24 protein-coding genes are annotated in these 26,171 nt (G+C 59.8%); 15 read left to right on the forward strand and 9 right to left on the reverse strand.

What is annotated here, in order from left to right:
- The first annotated feature begins 89 nt into the window (after positions 1-89).
- Positions 90-1,088 (forward strand): DUF1513 domain-containing protein, encoded by a 999-nt coding sequence (locus tag C8264_RS04850; RefSeq protein ID WP_108459825.1) that lies wholly within the window; start codon positions 90-92, stop codon positions 1,086-1,088.
- Here the strand turns inward: C8264_RS04850 and C8264_RS04855 are convergent.
- Positions 1,085-2,101, reverse strand: a complete 1,017-nt coding sequence (locus tag C8264_RS04855) for a substrate-binding domain-containing protein (RefSeq protein ID WP_108459826.1) — start codon at positions 2,099-2,101, stop codon at positions 1,085-1,087. The two genes, C8264_RS04850 and C8264_RS04855, sit on opposite strands and share 4 nt — an antisense overlap.
- A gap of 480 nt (positions 2,102-2,581) precedes the next feature.
- On the opposite strand from C8264_RS04855, the gene C8264_RS04860 reads away from it, so the two are divergent.
- The 7 genes from C8264_RS04860 to C8264_RS04890 all read left to right on the forward strand — a co-directional run bounded on the left by C8264_RS04860 (position 2,582) and on the right by C8264_RS04890 (position 9,503).
- Positions 2,582-3,841, forward strand: coding sequence for an ABC transporter substrate-binding protein (locus C8264_RS04860; protein ID WP_108459827.1), 1,260 nt, complete (start codon positions 2,582-2,584; stop codon positions 3,839-3,841).
- 76 nt (positions 3,842-3,917) lie between these two features.
- Positions 3,918-4,895, forward strand: a complete 978-nt coding sequence (locus tag C8264_RS04865; protein WP_108459828.1) for a carbohydrate ABC transporter permease — start codon at positions 3,918-3,920, stop codon at positions 4,893-4,895.
- The gene (locus C8264_RS04870) at positions 4,895-5,740 is read left to right on the forward strand and encodes a carbohydrate ABC transporter permease (protein WP_108459829.1); all 846 of its coding nucleotides are present in this window, start codon (positions 4,895-4,897) and stop codon (positions 5,738-5,740) included. Before C8264_RS04865 ends, C8264_RS04870 begins: the two co-directional genes overlap by 1 nt.
- A 157-nt stretch (positions 5,741-5,897) precedes the next feature.
- On the forward strand, positions 5,898-6,905 hold the full coding sequence (locus tag C8264_RS04875) for an ABC transporter ATP-binding protein (protein WP_108459830.1): 1,008 nt from the start codon (positions 5,898-5,900) through the stop codon (positions 6,903-6,905).
- A gap of 224 nt (positions 6,906-7,129) precedes the next feature.
- Positions 7,130-7,912 carry a ThuA domain-containing protein gene (locus C8264_RS04880; RefSeq protein ID WP_108459831.1) on the forward strand — a complete coding sequence of 261 codons (783 nt, stop codon included), beginning with the start codon at positions 7,130-7,132 and terminating at the stop codon, positions 7,910-7,912.
- A gap of 106 nt (positions 7,913-8,018) precedes the next feature.
- The gene (locus C8264_RS04885; RefSeq protein ID WP_108459832.1) at positions 8,019-9,062 is read left to right on the forward strand and encodes a Gfo/Idh/MocA family protein; all 1,044 of its coding nucleotides are present in this window, start codon (positions 8,019-8,021) and stop codon (positions 9,060-9,062) included.
- 186 nt (positions 9,063-9,248) lie between these two features.
- A complete protein-coding gene (locus C8264_RS04890) occupies positions 9,249-9,503 on the forward strand; it encodes a GlsB/YeaQ/YmgE family stress response membrane protein (RefSeq protein WP_108459833.1) in 255 nt (84 codons plus the stop codon).
- 60 nt (positions 9,504-9,563) lie between these two features.
- On the opposite strand, the gene C8264_RS04895 is transcribed toward C8264_RS04890, so the two are convergent.
- Positions 9,564-11,168, reverse strand: a complete 1,605-nt coding sequence (locus C8264_RS04895; protein WP_108459834.1) for a bifunctional metallophosphatase/5'-nucleotidase — start codon at positions 11,166-11,168, stop codon at positions 9,564-9,566.
- A 298-nt stretch (positions 11,169-11,466) separates the two neighbouring features.
- Between C8264_RS04895 and C8264_RS04900 the strand changes: the two genes are divergently transcribed.
- From C8264_RS04900 to C8264_RS04915, 4 genes are all read left to right on the forward strand, one after another.
- Positions 11,467-12,114 (forward strand): ThuA domain-containing protein, encoded by a 648-nt coding sequence (locus C8264_RS04900; protein WP_108459835.1) that lies wholly within the window; start codon positions 11,467-11,469, stop codon positions 12,112-12,114.
- 94 nt (positions 12,115-12,208) lie between these two features.
- Positions 12,209-13,057, forward strand: coding sequence for a cytochrome b/b6 domain-containing protein (locus tag C8264_RS04905; protein ID WP_108459836.1), 849 nt, complete (start codon positions 12,209-12,211; stop codon positions 13,055-13,057).
- On the forward strand, positions 13,054-13,842 hold the full coding sequence (locus C8264_RS04910) for a molybdopterin-dependent oxidoreductase (protein ID WP_108459837.1): 789 nt from the start codon (positions 13,054-13,056) through the stop codon (positions 13,840-13,842). The genes C8264_RS04905 and C8264_RS04910 overlap by 4 nt, the downstream gene beginning before the upstream one ends.
- A gap of 352 nt (positions 13,843-14,194) precedes the next feature.
- A complete protein-coding gene (locus C8264_RS04915) occupies positions 14,195-15,739 on the forward strand; it encodes a DEAD/DEAH box helicase (protein WP_245892936.1) in 1,545 nt (514 codons plus the stop codon).
- A 65-nt stretch (positions 15,740-15,804) separates the two neighbouring features.
- Here C8264_RS04915 and C8264_RS04920 read toward each other — a convergent pair whose 3' ends face one another.
- The 6 genes from C8264_RS04920 to C8264_RS04945 form a co-directional block, all read right to left on the reverse strand.
- A complete protein-coding gene (locus C8264_RS04920) occupies positions 15,805-17,217 on the reverse strand; it encodes an alpha,alpha-trehalose-phosphate synthase (UDP-forming) (RefSeq protein WP_108459839.1) in 1,413 nt (470 codons plus the stop codon).
- 24 nt (positions 17,218-17,241) lie between these two features.
- Complete coding sequence (gene otsB / locus C8264_RS04925) at positions 17,242-18,018, reverse strand: trehalose-phosphatase (RefSeq protein ID WP_108459840.1); 777 nt, start codon at positions 18,016-18,018, stop codon at positions 17,242-17,244.
- 215 nt (positions 18,019-18,233) lie between these two features.
- Complete coding sequence (locus C8264_RS04930) at positions 18,234-18,932, reverse strand: response regulator transcription factor (protein WP_162783464.1); 699 nt, start codon at positions 18,930-18,932, stop codon at positions 18,234-18,236.
- A gap of 259 nt (positions 18,933-19,191) precedes the next feature.
- A complete protein-coding gene (locus tag C8264_RS04935; protein WP_108459842.1) occupies positions 19,192-19,872 on the reverse strand; it encodes a LuxR C-terminal-related transcriptional regulator in 681 nt (226 codons plus the stop codon).
- Between the two features lie 318 nt (positions 19,873-20,190).
- The gene (locus tag C8264_RS04940) at positions 20,191-21,009 is read right to left on the reverse strand and encodes a CpsD/CapB family tyrosine-protein kinase (RefSeq protein ID WP_162783465.1); all 819 of its coding nucleotides are present in this window, start codon (positions 21,007-21,009) and stop codon (positions 20,191-20,193) included.
- 14 nt (positions 21,010-21,023) lie between these two features.
- Positions 21,024-22,481: a GumC family protein gene (locus C8264_RS04945; protein WP_108459844.1), complete on the reverse strand. Its 1,458-nt coding sequence runs from the start codon at positions 22,479-22,481 to the stop codon at positions 21,024-21,026.
- Positions 22,482-22,654: 173 nt separating this feature from the next.
- Between C8264_RS04945 and C8264_RS04950 the strand changes: the two genes are divergently transcribed.
- The gene (locus tag C8264_RS04950; protein ID WP_108459845.1) at positions 22,655-23,980 is read left to right on the forward strand and encodes a polysaccharide biosynthesis/export family protein; all 1,326 of its coding nucleotides are present in this window, start codon (positions 22,655-22,657) and stop codon (positions 23,978-23,980) included.
- A gap of 10 nt (positions 23,981-23,990) precedes the next feature.
- On the opposite strand, the gene C8264_RS04955 is transcribed toward C8264_RS04950, so the two are convergent.
- A complete protein-coding gene (locus tag C8264_RS04955; RefSeq protein WP_108459846.1) occupies positions 23,991-24,665 on the reverse strand; it encodes a sugar transferase in 675 nt (224 codons plus the stop codon).
- Positions 24,666-24,991: 326 nt separating this feature from the next.
- Here C8264_RS04955 and C8264_RS04960 point away from each other — a divergent pair, with 326 nt between their 5' ends.
- Positions 24,992-25,261, forward strand: a complete 270-nt coding sequence (locus C8264_RS04960) for an acyl carrier protein (protein WP_108459847.1) — start codon at positions 24,992-24,994, stop codon at positions 25,259-25,261.
- A gap of 133 nt (positions 25,262-25,394) precedes the next feature.
- Positions 25,395-26,165, forward strand: coding sequence for a hypothetical protein (locus C8264_RS04965; RefSeq protein WP_245892937.1), 771 nt, complete (start codon positions 25,395-25,397; stop codon positions 26,163-26,165).
- Positions 26,166-26,171 lie beyond the last annotated feature (6 nt).

Raw genomic sequence — 26,171 nt, forward strand, 5'->3', positions numbered from 1 at the left:
GTGGCAGCGGCGGTCTCAAGGCTGCCGGCGCAGGATTTGCCGCCAGCCTTCTGCCGCAGCAACTGCTGGCGCTGGAGCGGAACGAGCTGATGTTTGCCAGTTCCGTGCAAACGGCTAGCGGACGATATGGCGCGGTGTTGTTGGGCGAGCGGGGCGATGTGATTGCCTCCATCGACCTGCCGGACAGGGGGCACGACATCACGGTGAGCCGCGAGGCCGGACGCGGCGTGGTTTTCGCGCGGCAGCCGGGAACGTTTGCCGTGGTGTTCGACCCGGCTGGGCGGGAAGCACCGGTGACGCTTACCAGCGTGGAGGGGCGGCACTTCTTCGGGCATGGCGTGTTCTCTCCCAATGGCAATCTGCTCTATGCAACCGAGAGCGATTTCGAGGCGGCGCAGGGCATTATTGGCATCTATGACGCGAGCGATGGATATGGACGCGTCGGAGAATTTCCGACCTATGGTACGGGTCCGCACGAAATGCTGCTGATGCCGGACGGTATCCATTTCGTGGTCGCCAATGGAGGCATTGAAACGCATCCCGATTATGGCCGGGCTGAACTGAACCTCCAAACCATGGACCCTTCGGTGGTGTTCATCGATCGCCGGGACGGCAGCCTTATGGGGCAATTGCGGCTCGATGCAGGGCTGCACCAGCTCTCGATCCGACACATGGCGATCGATGCGCGCAGCCGGGTCTGGTTTGGGTGTCAATACAAGGGCGCGCCGAGCGATAGCCCGCAACTGGTGGGTTATGCGAGCATGGACGGGGCGATCGAACTCATCGAACTGCCTCCCGAAACGCTCGCCGATCTGCGCAACTATGTCGGCTCGGTGGCGGTTTCGACCGATGGAAACAGAGTGGCGGTGTCCTCCCCCGAGGGGAATTTGCTGGTCGCCATCGACGTCGAAGGCAGGCGGCCGGTGCTGGTTGAAACCCTGCGCAGCGGGTGCGGGTTGGCAGCGGATGACAAAGGATTCGTCGCGACCAGCGGCGAAGGCGAGATGGTGGGCATTGCCGGAGCGTCGCGCGAGCCGCAGCACTTCCCGTTCCTGTTCGACAACCACATGCTTCGAATAGACGCCTAGCCCGGCGGCGGACCGGAGCTCTCGCGCAGCACGAGTTCCACCGGCCAGAGTTCGCGCACCTGCTCGGCCGGCTTGCCGGCCAGCACCTGTAGCGTCAGGTCGGCCACGCGCACGCCGGCCTGGCGGATAGACGAGCGGGTGGTGGACATGGTGGGGAACATGTTGTCGGCGTTGAGATAGGGGAAGACGTCATCATGGGCGATGACGGAAACGTCGCGTCCCATGACCAGCCCCGCCTGGCGGATGGCGCGAAAGACGCCCAGCGCCGTCATCATCGAGCCGGCCAGGAACGCAGTGGGTGCGGGGCGCATCTCAAGCATGCTCTGCGCAAGACGGAAGGCTGCTTCGTCGGTGAAGAGCGAGTTGGAAATCAGCGCCGGATCGAAGGAAATGCCGCGCGAGGAGAGTGCGGCCAGATAGCCGATCTCGCGATGCTCGGAAAAGGTGCGGCCCTTGACCCCATTGAGCAGGGCAATACGGCGGTGGCCCAGATCGAGCAGATGGCCGGTAGCGCGCTCCATGGCGCCGGTATTGTCGATGTCGAGCCAGGCGACAGGGGCATTGATATTGGTGCGGCCGTGCAGCACGAACGGGATTTTGAGCTCGGACAGCAACGTCGCGCGTTCATCGTTTACGGTCGGGGAGTGAAGGATTACCGCGTCCACCTTCTGGCTGGAGGCGGCGCGCCGATAGGCAGCGATTTCGTCGGCATAGCTTTCGACGATGGTAACGACGATATCCATTTCCTGCTCGGCCAGCTTGCTGCCGAGGCCGGCCATGAACTCGCTCATGTGCGGCCCAAGCTCGTGGGCGCCGCGCAGGACGAGGCCGATGGCACCGGACCTCCCAGTTGCCAACCGTAGCGCGCTGGCATTCGGACGATAGCCCAACCGTTCGGCCGTTTCGGCAACGCGCCGGCGCGTTGCCTCGTTGACTTCGGGGTAGCCATTGAGCGCGCGGCTGACAGTGGTTTGCGACAGGCCAAGATGCTCGGCCAGATCCTTTAGTCTCATGACGATGTTAGTGCCTCGTTTGGTGCAGCCGACTACGGAGTGGTGCAAGAATTGCACCACTGGCTGGAACCAGTATCGGGCAAGCAGGCCGCCTTGCTAACGGTTCCTGCATCCTCCTCTTGCGGCATTCAAAGCGATTTCAAATTTTGACGCAAGGGGCGAAATCACATGGATCATATCTGAGGTGCGTACCTCAATGTTTGTCCGAGTACAATTTACAGGTGGCCGCGTGTCCGGTTCGTAACTCTTTGAAATTTATATATTTATTTCGATCGAGCAGAAAAGTTCTCAACATTCTGAGGTGCTGCTGCTTGACAGGAATACGCCGCTCTGGTTCCTTTTCGTTCAAAGCGCTTTGGAATTGGCGGAAACAGCCGCCTGTGCAAGGCGCTTTGGAGGTGGGCGATCCGGGCTGGTGCTGTTGCGCACAGGCCTGCTTGTCGTGTCTCCTGACACTTGGTTCATTCGGGAGGATATCTAATGAAAACCAACAAGCTGCTCGTAGGTCTGTTGACGAGCGTGACGCTGGTGGCGGGTGCAGCTCAGGCGGCTGAACTGTCGATCGTGTCCGGCGATACGGGCACCGGCCTCGCGTTCCTGCAGTCCGAGCTCGAGATCTTCACCGAAGAAACCGGGCACACAGTCACCATCGTGCCAATGCCTTCGTCCACCAGCGACCAGTTCGGTCAGTACCGGCTGTGGCTGGCTGCGGGCAACGCCGATATCGACGTTTATACGACCGACGTGATCTGGGCGCCGCAATTGGCCGATCAGTTCATCGACCTGACCGAGGCCGCGGCAGACGTGGTGGGCGAGCATTTCCCCTCGATCATCGAGTCGCAGACCGTTGACGGCAAGCTGGTCGCCATTCCTGGCTATACCGACGCTCCTGCCCTATTCTACCGTACGGACTTGCTGGAGAAGTACGGCAAGGAAGTCCCGAAGACCTGGCCGGAACTGCATGCAACGGCCCAGGAAATCATGGACGCAGAGCGCGCCGAAGGTGCGACCGACCTCTGGGGTTACGTGTTCCAGGGCAATGCCTATGAAGGCCTGACCTGCAATGCGCTGGAGTGGGTCAATTCCTATGGCGGCGGGCAGATCATCGAAGCTGACGGCACGATCTCGATCAATAATCCCCAGGCCGTAGCCGCGCTGGAGGAAGCCGCAAGCTGGATCGGTACCATTTCTCCTGAAGGCAACCTCGCCTATATGGAAGAGGAAAGCCGCGGCGTTTGGCAGTTAGGCAATGCCGTGTTCATGCGCAACTGGCCCTATGCCTATGCGCTTTCGAACGGCGATGACTCGGCCGTGAAGGGCAAGTTCGACGTGGCGCCACTTCCTGCCGGTGTCGGGGAGGGTGCAAAGCCATCGGGAACCTTGGGCGGCTGGAACTTCGCCGTGTCGCGCTACTCGACCGAGCAGGAAGCGGCAACCGAGCTGGCCCTTTTCCTGGGTTCGGCAGAATCGCAGAAGCGCCGCGCCATCCAGCAGAACAACCTTCCGTCCATCCAGGCACTCTACCAGGACGCCGACGTGCTTGAGGCTGCGCCGTTCATGGCCACGTGGGAAGAAATCTTCCAGTCCGCCGTGCCGCGTCCTTCGGCTCCCGCCCAGTCCAACTACAACGAGGCTTCCTCGCTGTTCTGGAGCGCGGTCCACGATACGCTTTCGGGCAACGGTTCAGCCGCCGAGAACCTGGAACTGCTTGAAGTCGATCTGGAAGACCTGCTGAACTAAGCCGGTTTATCAGCGACGGGGATGCGGGCGCCTGCCGTTCGCGTCCCCAAAAAATCAAACATCAAGGGGAAGCTGCATGACGACCGAAGCGCTCAGATCGCCGGCGATTGCACAGAGGCGGGGTCGGTCCGAGCTGATGCAGCAGCGGGCCCGCGCTGCACGGTGGTTCTTGCTGCCGATGATGATCGCGCTGGCCGTGGTGGCGGGTTGGCCTCTGGCGCGGTCGATCTACTTCTCCTTCACCGACGTCAAGCTCAATAACCTTTATGGCGCCGAGTGGGTCGGCTTCGCCAATTACCTGCAGATCCGCACGCTGGAGAGCGGCCGGACCATCTATCGCGGGGTGCTGGCCGACCCGGACTGGTGGAATGCCGTCTGGAACACGGTGCGCTTCGCTTTCTGGTCGGTGGTATGGGAAACTATCTTCGGCATGATCGTGGCCCTGGTGCTGAATGCCGAATTCAGGGGACGCGGCATCGTGCGGGCCGCTATCCTGATCCCATGGGCCATCCCGACGATCGTGTCGGCCAAGATGTGGAGCTGGATGCTCAACGACCAGTTCGGCATCCTCAACGATCTGGGCGTGCGGCTGGGCCTGCTCGGCGCGCCCGTCGCGTGGACCGCATCGCCCGACACGGCCATGATGGCTGTGCTGGTGGTGGATATCTGGAAAACCACGCCATTCATGGCGCTGCTGATTTTGGCGGGGCTGCAGATGATCCCCAAGGACATCTATGAAGCTGCCGATATCGATGGCGTGCATCCGATCAAGCAGTTCTTCCGGATTACCCTGCCGCTGGTACGCCCGGCGCTGATGGTTGCGATCATCTTCCGCGTGCTTGATGCGCTGCGCATCTTCGATCTGATCTATGTGCTGACGCCCAACTCGGCGGCGACCAAGACAATGTCGGTCCTGGCGCAGGAGAATCTGTTCCAGTTTGATAATTTCGCTGAGGGCTCGACCCAATCGACCCTGCTCTTCTTGCTGATCGCCCTGTTCACGATCGTCTATATCTGGCTGGGCAAGGTCAATTTTGACGGGGGAGCGCGCTGATGACCGCAACGTTTGACCTTTGGAAGGTCACCAAGCGGGTGCTGTTCTATGCACTGGTGGTGTTCATCGTCCTAGTGTCGTTGTTCCCGTTCTACTATGCGATCCTGACGAGCCTGGAGACCGGGACGGACCTGTTCCGCATCAATTATTGGCCGACCTCGTTCAGCCTCGCCAATTACCAATCGGTATTCAGCCAGGGCGCCTTCCCGCGCAACCTCTTGAACTCGGTGTTCGTGGCAAGTGTCACCGTGCTGCTGGCGCTGTTCCTTGCGATCACCGCGAGCTTTGCGCTCAGCCGGGTGCGGTTCAGGGGGCGCAGCCTTTTGCTGATGACCATCCTGGCCGTGTCGATGTTCCCCCAGATCGCCGTGCTGGCGGGCCTGTTCGAGGTGATCCGGTTCCTCGGCATCTACAACACGCCTTGGGCACTGATCTTCTCCTATACGATCTTCACGCTACCCTTCACGGTCTGGGTCTTGACCACGTTCATGCGCGACCTGCCGGTAGAAATCGAGGAAGCGGCAATCGTGGATGGGGCAACGCCGTGGGTCATCATCACGCGCGTGTTCATGCCACTGATGTGGCCAGCGCTGGTAACGACGGGCCTGCTGGCCTTCATCGCGGCCTGGAACGAATTCCTGTTCGCGCTGACCTTTACCGTATCCAACCAGACCCGCACCGTGCCGGTAGCCATCGCGCTGCTGTCGGGCGGTTCTCAATATGAAATCCCCTGGGGCATCATCATGGCAGCCTCGGTCATCGTGACCGTGCCGCTGGTGGTTCTGGTGTTGATTTTCCAGCGCAAGATCGTCAGCGGGCTCACCGCCGGCGGCGTGAAGGGCTAGGACCGATGTCCATTTTGCCTATGCCGGCCTGCAAATTCCAATCTTCTGCGCTTCCGGTCCTCACGTACTCGCGCGTACGCTCCGGTCCGGTTCTCGAAGATCGAAATTTTCGACTCGGCCTAATCAAATTGTCCAGTCGGCCTTAAGGAGAAAAGAAATGGCAAGCATCGAGCTTCGCGACGTCCGCAAGGCCTTTGGCGCAGTAGAAGTCATCAAGGGTGTGGATCTCGAAGTCCGCAAGGGCGAGTTCATGGTGTTCGTGGGGCCTTCCGGATGCGGCAAGTCCACCCTGTTGCGCCTGATTTCGGGCCTTGAGGATATTACCTCCGGCGAAATGCTGTTTGATGGCAAGGTCGTCAATTCCCTGGCGCCCTCCAAGCGCGGCATCGCCATGGTGTTCCAGAGCTACGCGCTTTATCCGCACATGAGCGTCTACGACAACATGGCGTTCGGCCTGACCCTGGAGAAGGGGCAGAGCAAGGAAGAGATCCGCCGGCGTGTGGAGAAGGCCGCCGATATGCTGCAAATCCGTCAGTATCTTGATCGGCTGCCCAAGCAGCTATCTGGCGGCCAGCGCCAGCGTGTTGCCATTGGTCGTGCCATCACGCGCGATCCGAAGGTGTTCCTGTTCGATGAGCCGTTGTCGAATCTCGATGCGGCGCTACGCGTGCAGACGCGCATCGAGATTGCCAAGCTGCACGAAAGCATGGACAACGTGACCATGATCTATGTGACGCACGACCAGGTGGAGGCCATGACACTGGCCGATCGCATCTGTGTGTTGCGCGACGGGCTGGTGGAGCAGGTGGGTACGCCCATGGAGCTCTATGAGAAGCCAAATTCGGTGTTCGTGGCCGGGTTTATCGGCTCACCAAAGATGAACTTCATTTCGGGCGATCTGGCCAAGAGCTTCAATGCCGACACAGTAGGTATCAGGGGCGAGCACATCACCATCGTGCCCGAGAATGGCGTCTGGAGCGGCACGGTGATCCACACCGAGAATCTGGGTGCGGACAGCTATGTTTATCTTGAGATGGGCACCGAGGAGCCAGTCGTCGTGCGGCTCGATGGCGTGAACACTTACAGGAGTGGCGATGTGGTGCAGATCTCGCCCATGCCAGACAAGATTCATCGCTTCAACGCAGCAGGCAAGCCCGTAGCTTAGCCAGCCGCGCTTCCAGTTGCCGCCAACCCGACCCAGCTGGCTGCGGACCTGATCCGCAACCAGCACCGATGCAGTGCGTTTGACCTGCTTCCCGGCCACAAGCCGAGGCACCAAATGCAGGCAGCGAATGCGCTGGACAGTTCCGGCGCGAGTGTGAAATGCAGCCGTGGCGGATAGCCTCCCCAAGACCCCGCTTCGGCCCAACTATTCTTAGGAGATACCCCATGCCTATCCGTACCCTGATCTGGGGCGAAAACGTTCACGAGCAAAAGAACAAGATCGTTTCTGACAACTATCCCAACGGCATGCACAACCAGATTGCCAAGCTGCTGGCCAGCGACAGCAATATCGTGACCAAAACGGCGACGCTGCAGGAGCCTGAGCATGGCTGCACCGTCGAGGCACTCGACAACACCGACGTGCTGGTCTGGTGGGGTCACGCCGCGCATGGCCAGGTGCAGGACGAAATCGTCGAGCGCGTTGCCAAGCGCGTTTGGGAAGGCATGGGCCTGATCGTGCTCCACTCGGGGCACTTCTCCAAGATTTTCAAGCGGCTGATGGGCTCGCCTTGCGGGCTGACTTGGCGCGAAGCCGGCGAGCGCGAACGGCTCTGGGTCACGAGCCCGGGACACCCGATCGCGCAGGGCCTGCCGCCCTATTTCGAACTCGAAATGGAAGAGATGTATGGCGAGCCCTTCTCGGTGCCCGAGCCGCTGGAAACGGTATTCGTTTCCTGGTTCCAGGGTGGCGAGGTTTTCCGCAGCGGGCTGACCTATCGCCGTGGCGCTGGCAACATCTTCTACTTCCGTCCCGGCCACGAAACCTACCCAACCTATCACGACGACACGGTCGGTCTGGTGCTGCGCAATGCGGTCAACTGGGCCTACAACGCCAACCGCTTCCCACAAATGCTTGAGGCACCCAATGTGCCTGTTGACGAGGCACTCGAAAAGATCGAAGAGCGCGGCCCGAAGCTGCATCACGGACGTGAAGAAGGCTTTAGGTAGGACATCTCGTTTGCACTTCAGGGGGTCACCCCGGCTCAGAGCCGGGATGACGCCGTGTGTGCGTTGAATCATGGCGGACCACCAGGTGCCGCATAGGAAGAAGAATATGCGGATCCTCATTTTGGGAACCGGCGGCATGGCCAACCAACATGCCAAGCACTTCGCAGCTATTGAGGGCGTGACCCTGGTGGGCGGTGTGGACGTCGATCCGGCGCGTGTTGAAGCCTTCAATGCTACGCACAATATCGAGCGTGGCTTTGGCTCGCTGGATGCGGCGCTCGCATGGGGTGAATTCGACGGGGTGGCCAACGTCACTCCCGATTCAATCCACCATCCGACCACGATGGCGGCATTGCGCGCGGGCAAGCACGTGTTTTGCGAAAAGCCGCTGGCAACGGACCACGCCAAGGCGCTCGAGATGACCGAGACGGCGGAAGCTGCCGGGCTCATCAACATGGTGAACCTCACGTATCGCAATGTGAGCCAGTTGCAGAAGGCACGCGAAATCGTGCAGTCGGGACAGGTGGGCAAGGTCAAGCATTTCGAGGCGAGCTATCTGCAGAGCTGGCTGGTGAGCAAGGCCTGGGGCGATTGGCGCACTGAAAGCCAGTGGCTGTGGCGCTTGTCCAAAAAGCATGGCTCGAACGGCGTGCTGGGCGATATCGGCGTGCATATCCTGGACTTTGCGGCCTATGGCGCAGGCAGCGATTTTTCCAAAGTGTTCTGCCGCCTCCATACTTTTGAAAAGGCCGAGAACAACCGCATCGGCGAATATGAGCTGGACGCCAATGACAGCTTTGCCATGACGGCGCAGCTGGAAAACGGCGCCTTGGGCGTAATCCACGCCACGCGCTGGGCGACGGGGCACTTCAACGAATTGCGCCTGCGTATCTATGGCGAATTGGGTTCCGTCGAAGTGCAGCACCGGCATGACTGGTCGCAATTGCGCACCTGCCTTGGAGCCGACGCGGAAACGGGCACCTGGACCGACGTGGAGGTGGAACCCGTGGCCACCAATTATATGCGGTTCGTCGAGGCGTTCCGAACGGGGAAAAACTTGGAGCCAAGCTTCCGGCACGCGACCAATATCCAGAAGGTGCTGGATCTGTCGGTGGCGACCGACCGCGATGCTAGCGAATACCAGGTGTGATTGGGGTTCTGCCGCGTCATTCCCGCGAAAGCGGGAACCCCACTTTTTCGCCGAAGGGAAGTGAGATTCCCGCGTTCGCGGGAATGACGCGGGGGGAAACGGGAATATTGCGTTGGGATGGGAATGATCTTGAACGCGGTGGCATGCGTTGCGATCTAGGTTGAACAACACACGGAGCGTCACGCTATGGGTATTATCTGGGCCGTCATTATCGGGTTTCTTGCAGGGCTCATCGCCAAGTGGATTACGCCGGGCAGTCACAAGCCGAGCGGATTTATCCTGACCACCGTTCTGGGCATCGTGGGCGCGGTGCTGGCGACATGGCTTGGGCAGGCGGTCGGCTGGTACAACGCGGGTGACGGGGCCGGGTTCATCGCCTCCATCGTAGGCGCGGTGATTATCCTGCTGGCTTGGGGGCAGATTGCACGTAGCCGTGCGTGACTGGCCCGCGGCCAGGAATTTGAAAAGGGCGCCTGGTGGGCGCCCTTTTTGTTGGTGGGTTTACTCGATGACGGTGATGCGGCCGTCGGTGAAGGGCGTGTATTCGCCGCCCTGTTTGGCGATGTAGTCAGCCAGGACTTCTTCGAGCGGCGGGCCGAAATCGTAGGCGTTGTCGCCTTCGGCGAATGTAGCGAAGCCGTCGCCGCCGCCACGGACATAGTTGTTGGTGACGATGGTGTAGGTGGCGTCTTCGTCGATGGGCTCAAAGCTGTCGCCGGAACCGACCATGACGTCGCTGATGCGCTGACCGGCGGGCTTGGAGAGGGTGTAGGAATATTTCAGCCCCGCAATCTGGGCGAAGCGGCCAGCGGCATTCTCGACATCGCTGACGCCGTTTTCGAGCGCTTCGATGACGTCGGCACCCGAAATATCGACCGTCGCCAGAGTGTTGGAGAAGGGCAGCACGGTGATGACTTCGCCCTTGGTAATTTCGCCAGCATCGATCGAGGCACGCAAGCCGCCACCATTGGCGATGGCGATCGTTGCGCCCTGGTCCTTGACGCGGTCGAGCATGGCTTCGGCCACGAGATTGCCCATCTGGCACTCAACGGCGCGGCAGCTTTCGCGGGCGCCGTCGATTGGACCCGTGGTGGTGCCGATCACTTCGCCCATGGCTTCTTCGATTGGGGCAGCAAGCGCAGCAAGCTGGCCCTTGAAGTCCTCGTTGCCGTCGACCGAAGCATCGATCAGGAAGGGCTCACCTTCGGCTGATGTCACAACACCGTTGTCGTCCCAGGTGATCGCGATGTCACCCAGGTATTTGCCGTACTGGTTGGCCTGCACCACGGGAACTTCAATCCCTTCGGGATTGGTAACCATGGTGGGGTAGGGGCCTGCTGCGCCTTCGGCAGTGTTGCTGAGGAGGGTATGGCTGTGACCGCCCACGATCACGTCGACCAGTGGCAAAGCCGCGGCAACATCCAGGTCCACCGTATAGCCGATGTGGCTAAGCAGGATGATCTTGTCGACCCCAGCCGCGTCGAGCGCTTCGGACGCGCCGCGTACGTATTGGATCACGTCGGTGAATTCGACATTGGGGCCCGGCGCCGCAATTTCAGGCGTATCCTCGGTGGTGGCGCCGATGATGCCGATCTTCTCGCCGCCGATTTCAACGACGATGGAGCCCTTGATCTTGCCGCGCAGGTTCTCGTCGCGCGTGACATCGAAATTGCCGCCGATGATCGGGAATTCGGCAGCTTCGATGAATTTCATGAATTCTTCGGGGCCATCGTCGAACTCATGGTTGCCGGTAGCGACCACATCGAAGCCCATCTGGTTGAAGAAGTCGGAGACGACCTTGGACTTGTAGGTGGTGTAGTACAGCGAGCCCTGGAAATTGTCGCCCGCCGAGAGGAGCAGGGAATTGCCATCCTCGTACTTTGCGCGAGTGTCGTCGATGATGGTCTTGAGACGCGCAATACCGCCGAAACATTCGCCGGCGGCGTCGGTTTCCGCGTCGCAATTGCTGTCGCTGTCGGTGATCGGGTCGAAGCGCGAATGGAAGTCGTTGATGTGAAGGATGTTAAGCGTGAAATCGGCATAGGCAGCGCTTGAAAACCCGGCGCAGAGCGTCAGCGCGGTGGCGCCCAGAAGTAGACTCTTCATCCCTTTTATCCCTTTGTGCTGGTCGACTGTCTCGTCCGCGCCGTGTCCTGCATCGCCTTGCTTCTCGCGAGCAATTGGGCAGCGGGCCGGGGGCAGTTAAGCAGTCTTTTGCAACAGTGAAAAGCACGCGTTTCGAGCGACGTGAAATCGCTGCACAGGATCGCAGGCTCGGCGCTTGCGGTGGCTTGCTCCCCTGCGGACCGGGGGCACGCCGCCACCGCATAATTTCCTTGGTGGGGTTCCCTTGGCGCTTTAGTCAGGTAATCTCCGCGCCGTTTGATTTGCGGGGAATTGCAGCATGAAAAGCGCACTGATCGTTTATGGCGGGTGGTCTGGGCATGACCCAGAAGAGTGTGCCGCTATCTATCGCCGCTGGCTGCACGAGGACGGCTATTCCGTTCGCATGGCTACGGAAACCAGCGCCTTTGCCGATCCATCGATCCACGATTTGTCGTTGATCGTGCCGATCTTCACGATGAGCAAGATCGAGAAGGCAGAAGCTGAGAACCTCACCAAGGCGGTGGAGAACGGCGTCGGACTGGCCGGGCATCACGGCGGGATGAGCGACGCGTTCCGCGAGTCGGTGGAATACCAGTTCATGGTGGGTGGCCAGTGGGTCGCGCACCCCGGCAACATCATCGACTACACCGTTGATGTCGCCGATCCGCTCGATCCGATCATGGCGGGGGTCAAGTCGTTCCCCTATACGTCGGAGCAATATTACATGCACGTGGACCCATCCAACCACGTGCTGGCGACCACCACATTTACCGGCGAGCACGCCTCATGGATCGAGGGCGTCAAGATGCCGGTGGTGTGGAAACGCAAGCATGGCAAGGGCCGGGTGTTTCATTCAACGCTTGGGCATCAGGCCAAGGAGTTCGATAACCGTGAGATGGCAACGATCCTGCGTCGCGGCATGAACTGGGCGGCGCGCGAGGAGTAGCTCGCGGCTACTCGCGTCGATAATATAACGGTGATGGTGAGCCATTCTTCCCTGCGATACCGTAACTATGGGTTGCAACAGCGCGGGGAAGAGCATGACCGACACCAAGAGCCTACCGGGTAGCCGGGGGCCGCTGATCTACCGGCAGTCGATCTGGACCCGGGTAACGCACTGGGTCTGGGCGATCTGCCTGTTCTTCCTGTTACTGACGGGATTGCAGATCTTCAATGCGCATCCGGCGCTCTATATCGGGCAGCAATCGGGCTTCGAGTTCGATAACTCCATCCTCTCGATCGGTGCCTTCAATTCCGATGCAGGGCCACGTGGACGCACCACGGTCCTTGGACAGAGTTTCGACACCACCGGCGTGCTCGGGGTGAGTGGATCGGCCGAACGGCCGAGCTTTACTGCATTTCCCGGAGCGGTGACGATCCCGTCATACCGGGACCTTGGTACCGGGCGCGTGGTGCACTTCTTTTTTGCCTGGATGTTTGTGGCGACGATGCTGATCTGGTTCGTCGCCAGCTTCATCAATGGTCATCTGAGGCGTGATGTCGTTCCGCGCCCTGCGGATATTGGTGCCATTCCCCGCGATGTGGCGGATCACGCCCGCCTGCGCCTCAAGCATGGGCGCAGTTACGGGCCGCTGCAGAAGCTGGCCTATTTTACCGTGTTCTTCGTGCTCTTTCCGCTGATCATCATGACGGGGCTGACCATGAGCCCGGGGATAAACGCGGCGGCGCCGTGGATGCTGGACCTGTTTGGCGGGCGGCAAACGGCGCGAACGGTCCATTTCATCGTCATGCTGCTGCTGGTGACGTTCTTTGTGGTCCATATCGTCATGGTAGTGGCGGCAGGACCGCTCAATGAGTTGCGCTCGATGATTACCGGCTGGTATCGCGCCAGCCCGGGCACACCCACAACGCAGGGAGACAAGCCATGAGCGGGCTCATTACGCGACGCAATTTCCTGCGCGGGACGGCGGTGGCCGGTTCTGGGCTGATCCTCGCTGGATGTGACCAGTTCGACTTTCTTGGCGCACGAGACAACCAGGTGCGCCAGGTGATGGAACAGGCCAACGTGCTTACCTATCAGGTGCAGCGGGCACTGATCGGGGACCAGACGCTGGCGCGGGAGTATTCCGCCAGCGAAATCCGGCAGGGGCAACGACCCAATGGCTCCATGGACCCGACCACGCCGGAATATACTTTCCTCAAGATGCAGAACTTTGCGCCCTACCGCCTGACGGTCAAAGGCATGGTGGAACGGGAGGTGAGCTTTTCGCTCGATGAGTTGCGCAACATGCCGGCGCGGTCGCAGATTACGCGGCACGATTGCGTGGAGGGCTGGAGTTGCATTGCCAAATGGACGGGCACGCCATTGGGTCCGATCCTCGACATGGCGGGAGTGAAGCCGCAGGCCAGGTTCTGCGTCTATCATTGCTATGACAATATCCAGCGGACGCTGAGCGGCGATATCCTCTATTATGAAAGCTCGGACCTGGTCGACGCCTATCATCCGCAGACGATCCTGAGCTACGGGCTCAATGACCAGGTCTTGCCGGTGGCGAACGGCGCGCCGATCCGGCTGAGGATCGAACGAGCGCTGGGCTACAAGCAGCCCAAATACCTTCATACGATCGAGCTGGTGGATGATCTGTCGCCGTTCGGGCGAGGGAAGGGCGGGTACTGGGAAGATCTGGGGTATGACTGGTACGGGGGAATTTGACGCTGTTCAGGTTCCCGCCGCAACCCCACCATGCACGGCGTTACCGCGAATTGCCTTGCTATTCCAGCCTGCTTCCCCCATATCAGCGACATCGTCACCGGCGCATGGACCTTTAGTGGATCCGCTGGCGCCAGAAATTGGTGACGGACTTCTCTTCTTATCCCCTGCGGTGAGCGGCGAAGTCAGCCCGGAAACAGTTTGTCCGGGTTCGAGCCAGCACCCGCGCGATAGCTTCCCTTTTATCGCCCGATTGCACCTGTTGACCCGCCCGCCGAAGGTTCGGTTGGCGTCATGCGCGCTGCATTGTTCTGCGCGCTCTGCAGCGCCATTTGGGCGCAGAAAGAACTGTTCTTTGAACGACTTTATTTCCCTTGGGCTTCCCTCGATCATCACCGACAGCCTCGCCGCTGGCGGCTTCACCGAGCCCACCAAGATCCAGAGCCAGGCTATTCCCAAGCTGCTTGAAGGACGGGACGTTATGGGCATTGCCCAGACCGGTTCGGGCAAGACGGCGGCTTTTGGCCTGCCGATCCTGGCTGGCATTCTGGGCCTTACAGGCCGCCCGCGGCCGCTGACCACACGGGCGCTGATCCTGGCGCCGACGCGCGAGCTTGCTGTGCAGATCGATGAAGCAATCCGCAAGTTTGCTGGCTCCAAGATGAAGCTCGACACGGTTTTGCTGCTGGGAGGCGTGTCGCGTTATCATCAGGTCAAGAAGCTCGAGCGCGGTGTCGATATCACCGTCGCGACTCCTGGACGTCTCAAGGACCTGATGGACGACGGCAAGATCCGGCTGAACGAAACGCGCTGGCTTGTGCTCGATGAGGCCGACCGCATGCTCGACATGGGGTTCATTGCGCCGGTGCGCGCCGTCGCCAAGGCGATTGGCTTCAAGCGCCATACCATGATGTTCTCCGCGACCATGGCTCCCGAAGTGGCCGACCTCGCCAAGAGCCTGCTCAATGAGCCGGTGCGTGTCGATGCGTCGGTCGCAGGTTCGACCGTGGTCAAGATCGACCAGCGGGTCATCCTCTCGGGTGCCAAGGCTAAGCGTGGCGTGCTCAATGAATTGCTGGCCAGCGAAACCGAGAACATGGAACGCGTCATCATCTTTGCACGCACCAAGCATGGTGCCGACCGCGTCGCCAAGAACCTCGAGATCGATGGCCACAAGGCTGCGGCCATTCATGGTAACAAGTCGCAGAATGCCCGCCAGGCAGCGCTCAAGGGCTTTGCGTCAGGCGGCGTGCGCATTCTGGTCGCAACCGATATCGCAGCGCGTGGCATCGACGTTCCAGGCATCACCCATGTGGTGAATTACGAGCTGCCCGACGATCCGGAAAACTATGTGCACCGCATTGGCCGCACGGGTCGCAACGGCGCGTCCGGTTTTGCCATTACACTGTGTGACGGCACGGAACGCGGCAAGCTGCGTGACGTGGAGCGCCTGATCCGCCGCACGCTACCGGTCTCGGGCGATCTGCACATCGGCAATGACACTGGTGTCGTGGAGGCACCACGCTCGGCTTACAAGAAGCCTTCGGGCGGTCGTCCGGGGCCGCGTTCGTCCAAGAATCCGCGGGTCCAGGCCGATCGTCGTTCGCCCGCAGAGCGTCGTCCGTTCGCGGAGTTCGGCGCGGAAGGCAACAACAAGAGCCAGCCACACCACCAGCCGTCGGAAGCACCGCGCTCGCGTCCTGCTGCCGAAGGCCGCACGCGTCCTGAGGGCCAGGCACCGCGTGGCGTTCGTCGCGACATGGAAACGGGCAAGCCCATGGCGGCCAAGCCTGCTGCAGGCGCCGCAAAGCCAAAGCAGCGTTGGGGCAAGGCGCAGAAGGACGCGCTCAAGACCGGTGGCCGGTCCAATGCCGACCGCCAGCGCGGTCGCGTGGCGTAAGCCACAATCTTCGATTTATGGAAAAGGCGGCCCGAGTGGCCGCCTTTTTTTGTTGGGTGATGGGGTCAGGCCACGGACGCGAGATAGAGAATGTCGCGCGTCGTGCCATCGGGCGCCGTGGAGGGCGCCAGGCGCTCGATGAAGCTCTTGGACCAGTCTTCCACATTGTGCCTGCGGGCGGCGTTCATCAACGCCTGCCAGCGCTCGATACGTTCCTCCAGCGGCATGTCCAGCGCCATGCGCAAGGCCTCGGCAGTCTCGTCGGTGTCGAAAGGATTGACGAGGATAGCCGTATCGAAGATCTCGGCGGCGCCGGCGAAACGGGACAAGACCAATACGCCCGGGTCCTTAGGGTCCTGCGAGCCGACATATTCGTGGGCGACCAAATTCATCCCATCGCGGAGCGGCGTGACGAGGCCAACTTTTGCCAGGCGATAGAGGCCGGCAAGGCTCGCTTGCCCATAGGCGCGCTTCACATAGGTGAGGGGCGACCAGTCCGGCTCGGCAAAGCGCCCCATGACCCGCCCGCACATGGCATCCAGCGCGTCGCTGACCTCGCGATATTCCTTGATGGTGTCGCGCGAGGGCGGAGCCACCTGCAGCATATGGACATTGCGCCGGAAGCGGCTGTCATTGGCGAGGAGCTTTTCGTAGGCCTCGACCCGCTGTGGCAGGCCCTTGGAATAATCCAGCCGATCGACACCCAGAACAAGCTTCTGGACGCCCATGACGCGGTCCATGCGCTTGATCATCTTGGTGGCCGCAGGGCTGACGGCGAGCTTGGCAAAGGCGTCCGGGTCGGAGCCGATTGGAAAGGAAGCCACTTCCGTGCGGCTGAAATCCACGGTCTGGAGCGGGTCGCCGGATAGGTTCGAGGGCGCCTGATGTTCGGCAAATTCGGTGAAGGCCGTGACGTCGCGCTGCGCCTGCATGCCGACCAGATCATAGCGCGATAGGTCGCGCATCAATTCCTGGTGGTGGGGGATGGCGTAGAGCGCATCGAGCGTCGGGAAGGGGATATGCAGGTAGAACCCGATGCGGTTGCGTACGCCCAGGGCGCGCAACTCACTGGCCAGCGGAATTAAATGGTAGTCATGCACCCAGATCAAATCGTCAGGTTTGAGCAGGGGCAGAAGGGCCCGGGCGAACTGCGCGTTCACCCCGCGATATCCCTCGTACCAGTGCGCCTCGATGGTTGCGAGGTCCAGCCGCAAGTGGAAGGATGGCCACAGGATCGAATTGGAAAACCCGGCATAATAGGCGTGATGGTCGTCGCGGGTGAGATCGATCTGCGCGACCGAAAGGCCATCAATGTCCTCGAAGCGCGCCTTCTCGCTGGGGTGTTCCACCAGCTTGCCTGACCAGCCAAACCAGAAACCCTCGCGTTCGGCGAGGGTTTTGCGCAGCGCTACGGCAAGTCCCCCGGCAGTGGGTCCCTTGCCCGGCGTGCGGTTCGATACGACGATAATTCTACTCAATAAACTGCCCCCAGTTGTCCACCCTTAATGGGCTTCTGCTAACTCCCGATCGCGGGCGGCAATATCGCCCAGACCTTTGATCAATGCGTGGACCGATGCCACGTTGGCTATGCGCATCCGCGCCGCCGTATCGCCCTCACCCAGCTTGATGCCAACGCCACCCAGTTCCTGAGCCGCAATGAAAGCATCCTCGTCGGTTATGTCGTCGCCGATAAAGATCGGCGTGCGGCCAAGGAAGGGTTCTTCGCGCATGAAGGCGCGCAGGGCTTCCCCCTTATTGACACCGCTGGGCCGGGCTTCGAAAACCATCTTGCCGGGCACCAGCGTGAAATCGGTAACGTTGTGCAGCGCCTCTTCCATGGCGTTGCGTGCCGTTTCCTCCAATTCCGGAGCCAGGCGGTAGTGCAGCGCAACTGCGCCTTCCTTGGCCTCCATCACCAGGCCCGGATTGGCCGCGACCAATGGCTCGATAGCGTGGGCGATTTCCTCTGCCCCCAGAACGGATGCAGGATCGATTGTTTCGATGAACCCGTCAGCGCGTCGGCGTTGGGTGCCATGAGCGCCGGCAATCGGAAGGTGGAGCGGGGACAGGAACTTGTCGATATCTGCAATCTCCCGGCCGGTAAGCACCGCGAAGGCGCTGTCGAACTCACGCGCTGCGCGCTCTAGTTCGGCGGGCAGGTTCCATGGCACGTCGATGTCATCAGGCGTTTCTGCCAACTCCACCAGTGTTCCATCGAAGTCAGTAAAAATAGCCAGCTGCGGAACAGCATGGGGACCGACAGCATCAATTTGGGACATCGAATGAACCTGTGCGTGGATTACTTCACCAACAGCAACGCACGAGTTCCGGTTTGGTTCGCCTGGACATGCCAGCCATGTGCGGAGAGGCTCCCCGTGCCGCCCCAGTCACCGAAAATTCGCGGTGGGCGTCCATCCCGCCGGCCCGCGCCAAGGGGCGAACCGCAACACTGTTTGGTCTCAGAACGGAACCGAGTTAGTGGCGCCCGAGCACATTACATTGTTCTTAGGGGCACCACGGTATTTGACTCGGGACGCGCAAATTTGTCCCGATCTCGATACGCTGCCCCGAACAGACTGCCAGATATCATGGGGGGCGCTTTCGAAGCGCTGGCGCTGATCTGCACAACGGCGCTGCTGACGCGGGCACCCATAAGAGCGGCCTGGGTGCGGTTGTGTGCGCCCAGCTTCCGCATGATTTCCCGAACATGCACTTTGACCGTGGATTCCTGCAATGTGAGGTCACGCGCGATCTGCTTGTTGGAGACTCCCTGGCGGAGTTTTTCGAGAACCTGCAATTGCCGCGGCGAAAGCTCGTCAATTGTCAAACCCGCAGGCTGTGTCGCTTCCGGTCGGGCGGCCTTTTGCAGGAGCGCCTCGCGAGGAAAGTAGGTTCCTCCGCCAATCACGAAGGCGAATATCTGTAGAGCCATATGCGGCTCCATGCTTGTGGACATGAAGGCCTGTTCCCCGAGTTGGGCTGCGAGGATAGCCTCCTCCGGCTCGTCCAGATCGGAAAGCACCAAGCATGGTACGTTGGCGAACACACGGGCAATGTCAGCGGCCCAGCGCGACATTTGCGCGGAATGCAGTGAGGTCCCACCTACGCTGAAGACGACAAATACCGGCGTTGCTGAAATCGGCAATGGCCGATTTAGCTCATTCGGAGCCAGGCTGATGGTGGCTACGCCCAAGGTCTCCGCCAAAGGTACTAGCAGCGCCGCTATACCGGCGCGGCGGAGTTCCTGGGCATCTACGACTACGACACATCGTTCCTGTATTATCGTCACTATCGCCCCCCTTAAGTAACATGACGTTTTACATTAACCTATATTGCCCACCGTAATATATTTTGAACACGTTTCTCATTGGCTTCCAATAGGCGGCGATGGACTAAAAGGTCTATATATGCACTTTGAAGATATAGTCCGGCCTCAATTTTATTGACTTAGGTTATATGCTAGGTCTTCCGCCGGCGAAGGCAGCTACGCTTGCCCTGTCATGGACATCAAGAACCTTGAACACAGCACTGACATGTGCCTTTACAGTTCCTTCTGAAAGTTGAAGCTGCCTGGCAATCTGCTTGTTACTCTTGCCTTGAGCTATAAGGTCAACCACCTCGAGCTGCCGGCTGGTCAGGCGGGTATTGACGAGGTTCAGTTCATGCCGATCCGGGCTGCCGCTCAACGATCTGCCGCTGGTTACTTGTGCCCCGTCATCCCCGACCTCGGAGAGGGCGGAAGGAACATAGATATGGCCGCTATTGATGAGTTCCAGCGCCTGGACGACTTCCGCTACCTCCAGACGACGGGGGATATAGCCATGAATACCTACGATCAGTGCGCGCAGTATATCATCGCGCCCACTGGACCGAGCGATGACCGCCAATCGCAACTCGGGGTAGTCCACCCGAAGCTTGGCGATATCGTTGAGGCCGTTCATATCCGGTAGGGCGATGTCGATCGCGGCAAAATCTATTGACGAGTTCGCCGCGAGAATGCGAGATGCTTCTGAAAAGCGCGAGACCGAAATAACTTCATGGAAGTTCAGGCGGTCTTTTAGGAGCGCAGCCAATGCGTAGCTGAAAAGTTCTTCGGTGTCCGCAATGAGAGCAATCGAAGCCGCCCCGTTCATCTACTCCCTCCAGGAGATCACTGTATAACACTCCAGCTCTTCCAACATCTCAAAAAGAAGTGTTGATCGATTCAGTCTCTGACTTAGTTAATTGCTCCGTCTCCCGTCGGGCCGGCTCCCTTTCAGGGCCTTTCGGACGACGCCAGAAAAGCCCAGATTTTCCGAAGCGTAAAACGGGCTAGGCCACGGCCCGCCAGGCTAACCCGACCTGGATTATACCTAGGGATAAGTTTATACCGGGAGCTAGGCAAGTTCTGCACCACCCAAACGGGTGGGCGTGCCGGGCAGTCTTTGCGGGGTCAATTGGTCCTGCGTGCCTTAGTAACCGTAGCGGTCAGGCAGGTAGCGGGTCTTGTTGAGGACTAGCCCGCCGAACTTGCTGTGCAGTGACAATTCTTTTTCGCACAGGTCTATATCGGCCATGGAGGTCTGCCCGGCGGCTGCAACAAGTATTATGGCATCGGTCGAAGGCAGGATTGCCAGAACATCATCCGTAGCGAGCATCGGTGGCAAGTCGAACACAACCAGGTCCAGCGACAGCGAATCGCGCATGCGGCGAATGGCTGGTCCGGGAACACACTCCATCAGGAGTTCCGCCGCGTTGGATGTCTGCGTGCTATTGGTTGCGATTGCCAACTGGTCTTTGAAGCGGCAGAGCCTTTCGCTCAAATTGGCCCGGCCGCGCAGGAAACTCTCGATATCGCTTTGGCCGTACCAGCCCAGCCTGCTGGCAAGGCTCGGACGATGCAGATCCAGGTCCAGCAAGGCCAGCTTGAAATTGGTTTGCTGGGCGAGGCTGAACGCGAGGTTGAGCGCCAGGGTGGTCTTGCCGCAACCGCCTCTTGGAGAGGTAATCCCGATGGTGCGCCACTTCTTCTCGCGTATCGTGCTCATCAGCCTGGTGCGCAACATGTTGATGGCGACGTGGGCGGGATCGCGCCGGGCGGCGGCAATGATCCTGTTGCGGGCGAGGTGACGCTTGTCCAGCTTGATCTCGGGCAAGTCGTCCCACCCTTCGTCTCTGAGGGCCAGGCGTGGTTCTTCAATCATCGGAACAAGCGGCACAACTTTGGGCCCGGAAATTTCTTGAGCAGGTCGCGCATCGTGGTGGAGGGGCTCACGGAAAATATCGTTCATGAAGACTTCCTCGGTCATAACAGGATTACGCCGATGGCAATGAGCGGCACGACGACCCAGCGTGCCAGGCGCAGAGCACTCCAGCTCGAGTCAGCACGGATGTAGGGAATGGATGTCATGACCTCGATACCGAGGCGGCGCTCGATCTCTACGGGCCGACGCACGCGCTCGTTAAGCAGTTCAAGCCCAAGCGCTACTGCGATCGCCGCGGCGCCACCTATTCCAATGCTTAACAGAGCTAGAAGGAACCGCTTGGGTGCTACGGGGCGCTCGGGCGGTAAGGCGGGCTCCATCAAAGAAAGCTTTTCTCCCTGCAGACGGGCTTCGATCTGCTCACCGGTGGACGCCTCGGCCAGCCGGGCAACGGCGGCATTATATATCGACTGGGCATTCTCGTAATCGCGTTCCAGGGCATTGAGAGCCGCTTCGTTGGCCGGCGTGGCCTTGATGGAGGCGGTGAGCTCGGCGTCGGATTGCTCGAGCGAGTTTCGTTCGGCTTCTATGGCATCCAGACGGTCGCTGATTTCAGCCAACTGAAAGTCCAGGCTCGAGCCATTTGCATTACTGCCGGAGTTGCCTTGTTCGGGGCTGATCTGGGCTTCGACAGTCGCGATCTGGGTCAGCAGACCCATAATGGCCGGACTATCTTCGGTGAAGATCATCCTTTGTGATCTCAGCGCAGCGTTAAGCTCGGCAAGCCGCAACTGTTCGGGCGTCTGCATGGATTCGTCGGGCACATTGCCGGTGCGTCGATAAAGCTCGATATAGCCAGCGCGCCGACTTTCAAGCGAAGTTTTCTCGCGGTCCAGGAGAAGCAGCCGGTCGCGAATGTTGACCTGCATGGAGCGCCTGAAGTTGAGCGTATCCGGCATGGATTGGAGGTTGCGAGTCTTGTGGTTCTGCAACTGTACTTCGATGGAGGCGAGCGCCTGCGCGGTGCGAGCCACTTCTTCTTCGAAAAACGACAGACGGGCGCCAACGCGCTCGGTACGGCTGCTGAGGTCCCGCTGAAGGATTGTTGCAATCAGGTCGTTGGCGACTTCAGCCGCGAGTTCTGGCTCATCCGCTTCGAAGGAAACGGAAAAACCCAGCGCATCTATGTTGTCGCCGAAAAGTACAGGGTTGAGATCTATCCGGCCGCGCAAATCTTCAGCGATGGCAGCGGGGGTTATCTTCGCTGCGTCGTCATAAAGCTCGTGCCGTTCCGCGAGATTTGCGAGGGCGTCTTGGGTAAGCAGTTCCTGGTGGATTATGTGAAACCGTGCCAAGGCACCGACTGCTTCACCCGAGCGTGTGCTGTTGGTGGCCACCTGAGGAGATTCCACCAAGATTGTGCCGCTCGCCCGGTAAACCGGAGGGATGGACAGCACGATCATCAGCCCGATGCCGCTTACAACAGCCGCTATGGGGATCATCAGCGGCAAACGCTGAATGGCGAGATAGAGGTAAAACCGTAAATCAGCGCTTATCATGTTAATTGCCCAAAAGCTTGCCCGTCACTGGATGTATGGTGACGCGCTATCAGCTCCATCCTGGCTCCGATCAAGCCTTGCGGGGGCGCCCCCGGCAATAGCGCCCATGGGCTAGTTCAGGCGGGCGCGCGTTATGATCTAGTCCTTGGTCAAGATCATCCCGGACACGTGCCATGGCTTATGCTCGTTCCTCTGTTCGCTCCCGCCTCGTTCCGCGGCGAGGCAAGTTTCTGATGCGGCTGTCGTTTTCGCTTGCTGCCTTTGCCGCTGCGACCGGGTTGCCCGGTCCCGCTGCTGCGAGCGAGCTGTGGCCACAAACCAAGCTCAGGCTCACCGTGATACATTGGATGCCGATGAGCGGGTCCTATGAACGCTGGGACGCTTTCAGCGGTGAGTTCGTTGTTTCAGAGGAGGGCGCGATACCGCTGCCTGTGATTGGGTCGGTTTCCACTTCCGGCAAATCCAATGACCAGCTTGCGGGCGAGATTGCTGCCGCTCTCAAGGGCAAGCTCGGCTTGGTCACTGCCCCTGAAACCTCGATCGAAGTCATCGCTTATCCGTCTATCTACGTGGTTGGTGCGGTCTCGGCACCCGGAGCATTCAATTACCAACCCGGAATGAACGTGCTGCAAGCCTTCGCCTTGGGCGGTGGCATCAAAGTCGAGCAGAACGGCACTAGTGCGGATCGTCTGCGCCTAGTTGCGGAGCTTCGCTCGCTGGAAGACGAGATGCTGCGAGGTAGAGCCCGCATTGCGCGCTTGAGCGCCGAAATTGGCGGTAGCGCAGAGATCGTGTTCCCACGGGAAGTTACCGATAGCCCTGATGCGGATCTTGCTGGTGCCGCCATGAACGAAGAGCAGGCGATCCTGGAAGCCCGGGCGCGGGAGCAGGAACGCCAGGCAAAATCGCTTGGAGAACTGATCGGATTGCTGGACCTCGAAATCGAAACTCTTACCACCCGGATGAGCGACATCGAAAAAGCGATCGCTTCCGCTGAGAAGGAACTGGCCGGTGTCGAGAGCCTCGTAGCCAAGGGATTGGCAACGATGTCGCGGCAATCGGACCTTGAGCGTCGGGTGGCTGATCTGCGCTTCGATAGGCTGACGCAAACGACCGCTATCTTGCGGGCGCAGCAGGCACGAAGCCAAGCCGATCGAGAGACGGCGCAACTTGAGGATGCCCGCGTAACTGAATTGGCTTTGGACCTGCAGGAAGAGCGGTCCAAACTCGAGCAACTATTGCTGCGTCAGGTCACAGCACAGCGCCTGATGCTCGACATGGATGTTGCGCCGGCAAGTGTCGGTGACCAAATGGTACAACCTGGTTACACCATCGTTCGCCAGAGCGCGCAAGGAGCGGAGGAATTGCCAGCGGATGAAACCACCCCCTTGCTGCCCGGGGACGTGCTCAAGGTAGTCAGAGCTGTTCCGGGGGCAAGCAGCACTCACCCAACAGCGGCGATGCACAACACGGAGCTTGCAGATCGCCAGGACAGGTAAAGCGGGTGGTCTAACAGCCGGTGCCGCCGAATACGACACGGATGGTGCACAACATGATCCAGGCGTCGGTGCGAAACGAGAGCTTTTCCGCATAGAGCTGGTCGTAGCGAGCCCTGTCGGCGAAGGCTGATGCGTGGCGATCCTTTACCTGCCAAAGGCCGGTTATGCCTGGACGCAGATTGCCGTAGAGGACGCCGGGATAAAGATCGCGCTGCTGGGGGAACATGGGCCGCGGGCCGATCAGGCTCATGTCGCCCATCAGAACATTGTAGAGTTGGGGAAGCTCGTCGAACGAGTATTTGCGCAGGATCCGCCCAATGCGAGTGACCCGAGGGTCGTCCCGCAGCTTCTGCGTCCGGTCCCATTCCAGCTTAGCTTCCGGGTGCTGCGCCAGATAATCGGCAAGGGCACGTTCTGCATCAGGCACCATGGTCCTGAATTTCCAGAACCGGAATTCGGCGCCATGGCGACCGAGCCGCTTCTGGCAGAAGAACACGGTGCTACCGTTCAGCCGGATAAAGATCGCTATGATTGCCATCAAGGGCAGCAGAAACAAACCTAGTGCCGTGGCTCCGAGGATGTCGATCACCCGCTTGATGACCACATAAGATCTTGCTTTGGATTGCTCCGTATCGACTAGAGTGTTGCTGATCTCGAGTGGCACTCGTCCCTGGTCGGACAGCATTCTTTTGCACTCCTTCCTGCTCGGGGTTCAGTAACCGTCCAGCGCGCTGTGGTTTTGCCGAGACGCATCTGCGAACGGATCTTCAGATTGAACAAAGTAGTGCATTAATCTTTCATTTATCCTGCCCATTGGAGCTACCGGTGAGTTGCTGCGCAGAGCCGCGCGCACTTCTGCCACGCAGCCCAACAAGAGCTGGTGCAGCGCCTCCGTCAGCCCTTTAATTCTAGCCGTTTTGGGCGATGGCGATTGGAAGTCCATTGCAGGACTGTTTCACTGGAAAGCGTGGCATCTTCAGTACTGCCGCGGATAAAGCAGGAGCAGTGGCGATGTCTGATGTCGTTCTCGAAAGCATGAAGGATATTGTGGCAGAGACCCTTGGCTTGGGAGCGCGCCGTGACACGCTGACCGAAAACACCGCCCTCCTGGGTCAAATGCCTGAGCTGGATTCCTTGGCCGTGGTGGAACTGGCCATGGCCATCGAAAAGCGGTTCGGCATCACCATTGCAGACAACGATTTTGGCAGCGAACTGTTCGAGAGCATGGGTTCGCTGGTTGCTTACGTCGAGCAGAGCACGAGCGCCGTGGCAGCTGAATAGCCTTGAGGCGGATGCCGACATGACAAGCGGGACGTATGCCAGCAGCAGTGCCGTTCGGTTGCAGCCGATTACCCGGAGCGATGTTCCTCGTGTCGCACGCTTTCTGCACCAACACTTGAACGAGCGCATCAGTGTGAAGAATTGGACCGACGCCATCATTCCGCCGTGGCAGGTCGAAGCACCGAACCATGGTTACATGCTTACCGTCGGAGACAACACGGTTGGTGTACAACTCGCCTTCTATTCGGAACGGCGCACCCAGCAAGGCCCCGTCCGCATCTGCAACGTGGCCGCTTTCTGCGTGGTGCAGGTGTATCGCGCCCATAGCGTAAGGCTGTTGCGGGCGATCCTGGCGCAGCCCGGCTATAGTTTCACCGATCTCTCGCCCAGTGGCAATGTTCGCCCGCTGAACCTGCGGTTGGGCTTTGAAAAACTGGATACCAGCACTGCGCTGGTGTTCAACATGGTCTCGATGATCGGCCCATCCCGTGCGCGCCTGATCAGCAAGCCAAGCGAGATTGCGGCAACGTTGAGGGGCTCTGATCTCCAGGTGTTTCATGATCACCGCCCGGCCCAGGCGGCGCACCAGTTGGTCCTGGTTAAAGGCGAGCGATATTGCCATGTCATTTTCCGGCGCGATCGCCGCAAGAACCTGCCGCTGTTTGCGACAATCCTGCATGTCAGCGATCCAGCTTTGTTCGTGGAAGCTCAGGCGCAGGTATTCAGATACCTGCTGCTGCACCTTGGCATCTTGTTCAGCCTCCTTGAACTGCGCTTGGTGGGTGACCGGCCGAAGCCTTCGCTGCTTTTGCGGGGTCACCGGCCCAAGATGTTCCTTAGCGATACGCTGCGGCCACAGGCGATCGATTATCTCTATAGCGAACTGACTTGTGTGGCCTGGTGAATGCCG

Origin of the sequence: Devosia naphthalenivorans (genome assembly GCF_003056355.1) — a bacterium.
GTDB classification, from domain to species: Bacteria; Pseudomonadota; Alphaproteobacteria; order Rhizobiales; family Devosiaceae; genus Devosia; species Devosia naphthalenivorans.

What these genes read in the sequence shown, in the direction of transcription:
- C8264_RS04850 (WP_108459825.1), top strand. Translation starts at nt 90, where the DNA reads ATGTTTGCCAGTTCCGTGCAAACGGCTAGCGGACGATATGGCGCGGTG.
- C8264_RS04855 (WP_108459826.1), bottom strand. Translation starts at nt 2,101, where the DNA reads ATGAGACTAAAGGATCTGGCCGAGCATCTTGGCCTGTCGCAAACCACT.
- C8264_RS04860 (WP_108459827.1), top strand. Translation starts at nt 2,582, where the DNA reads ATGAAAACCAACAAGCTGCTCGTAGGTCTGTTGACGAGCGTGACGCTG.
- C8264_RS04865 (WP_108459828.1), top strand. Translation starts at nt 3,918, where the DNA reads ATGACGACCGAAGCGCTCAGATCGCCGGCGATTGCACAGAGGCGGGGT.
- C8264_RS04870 (WP_108459829.1), top strand. Translation starts at nt 4,895, where the DNA reads ATGACCGCAACGTTTGACCTTTGGAAGGTCACCAAGCGGGTGCTGTTC.
- C8264_RS04875 (WP_108459830.1), top strand. Translation starts at nt 5,898, where the DNA reads ATGGCAAGCATCGAGCTTCGCGACGTCCGCAAGGCCTTTGGCGCAGTA.
- C8264_RS04880 (WP_108459831.1), top strand. Translation starts at nt 7,130, where the DNA reads ATGCCTATCCGTACCCTGATCTGGGGCGAAAACGTTCACGAGCAAAAG.
- C8264_RS04885 (WP_108459832.1), top strand. Translation starts at nt 8,019, where the DNA reads ATGCGGATCCTCATTTTGGGAACCGGCGGCATGGCCAACCAACATGCC.
- C8264_RS04890 (WP_108459833.1), top strand. Translation starts at nt 9,249, where the DNA reads ATGGGTATTATCTGGGCCGTCATTATCGGGTTTCTTGCAGGGCTCATC.
- C8264_RS04895 (WP_108459834.1), bottom strand. Translation starts at nt 11,168, where the DNA reads ATGAAGAGTCTACTTCTGGGCGCCACCGCGCTGACGCTCTGCGCCGGG.
- C8264_RS04900 (WP_108459835.1), top strand. Translation starts at nt 11,467, where the DNA reads ATGAAAAGCGCACTGATCGTTTATGGCGGGTGGTCTGGGCATGACCCA.
- C8264_RS04905 (WP_108459836.1), top strand. Translation starts at nt 12,209, where the DNA reads ATGACCGACACCAAGAGCCTACCGGGTAGCCGGGGGCCGCTGATCTAC.
- C8264_RS04910 (WP_108459837.1), top strand. Translation starts at nt 13,054, where the DNA reads ATGAGCGGGCTCATTACGCGACGCAATTTCCTGCGCGGGACGGCGGTG.
- otsB (WP_108459840.1), bottom strand. Translation starts at nt 18,018, where the DNA reads ATGTCCCAAATTGATGCTGTCGGTCCCCATGCTGTTCCGCAGCTGGCT.
- C8264_RS04935 (WP_108459842.1), bottom strand. Translation starts at nt 19,872, where the DNA reads ATGAACGGGGCGGCTTCGATTGCTCTCATTGCGGACACCGAAGAACTT.
- C8264_RS04940 (WP_162783465.1), bottom strand. Translation starts at nt 21,009, where the DNA reads ATGAACGATATTTTCCGTGAGCCCCTCCACCACGATGCGCGACCTGCT.
- C8264_RS04945 (WP_108459844.1), bottom strand. Translation starts at nt 22,481, where the DNA reads ATGATAAGCGCTGATTTACGGTTTTACCTCTATCTCGCCATTCAGCGT.
- C8264_RS04950 (WP_108459845.1), top strand. Translation starts at nt 22,655, where the DNA reads ATGGCTTATGCTCGTTCCTCTGTTCGCTCCCGCCTCGTTCCGCGGCGA.
- C8264_RS04955 (WP_108459846.1), bottom strand. Translation starts at nt 24,665, where the DNA reads ATGCTGTCCGACCAGGGACGAGTGCCACTCGAGATCAGCAACACTCTA.
- C8264_RS04960 (WP_108459847.1), top strand. Translation starts at nt 24,992, where the DNA reads ATGTCTGATGTCGTTCTCGAAAGCATGAAGGATATTGTGGCAGAGACC.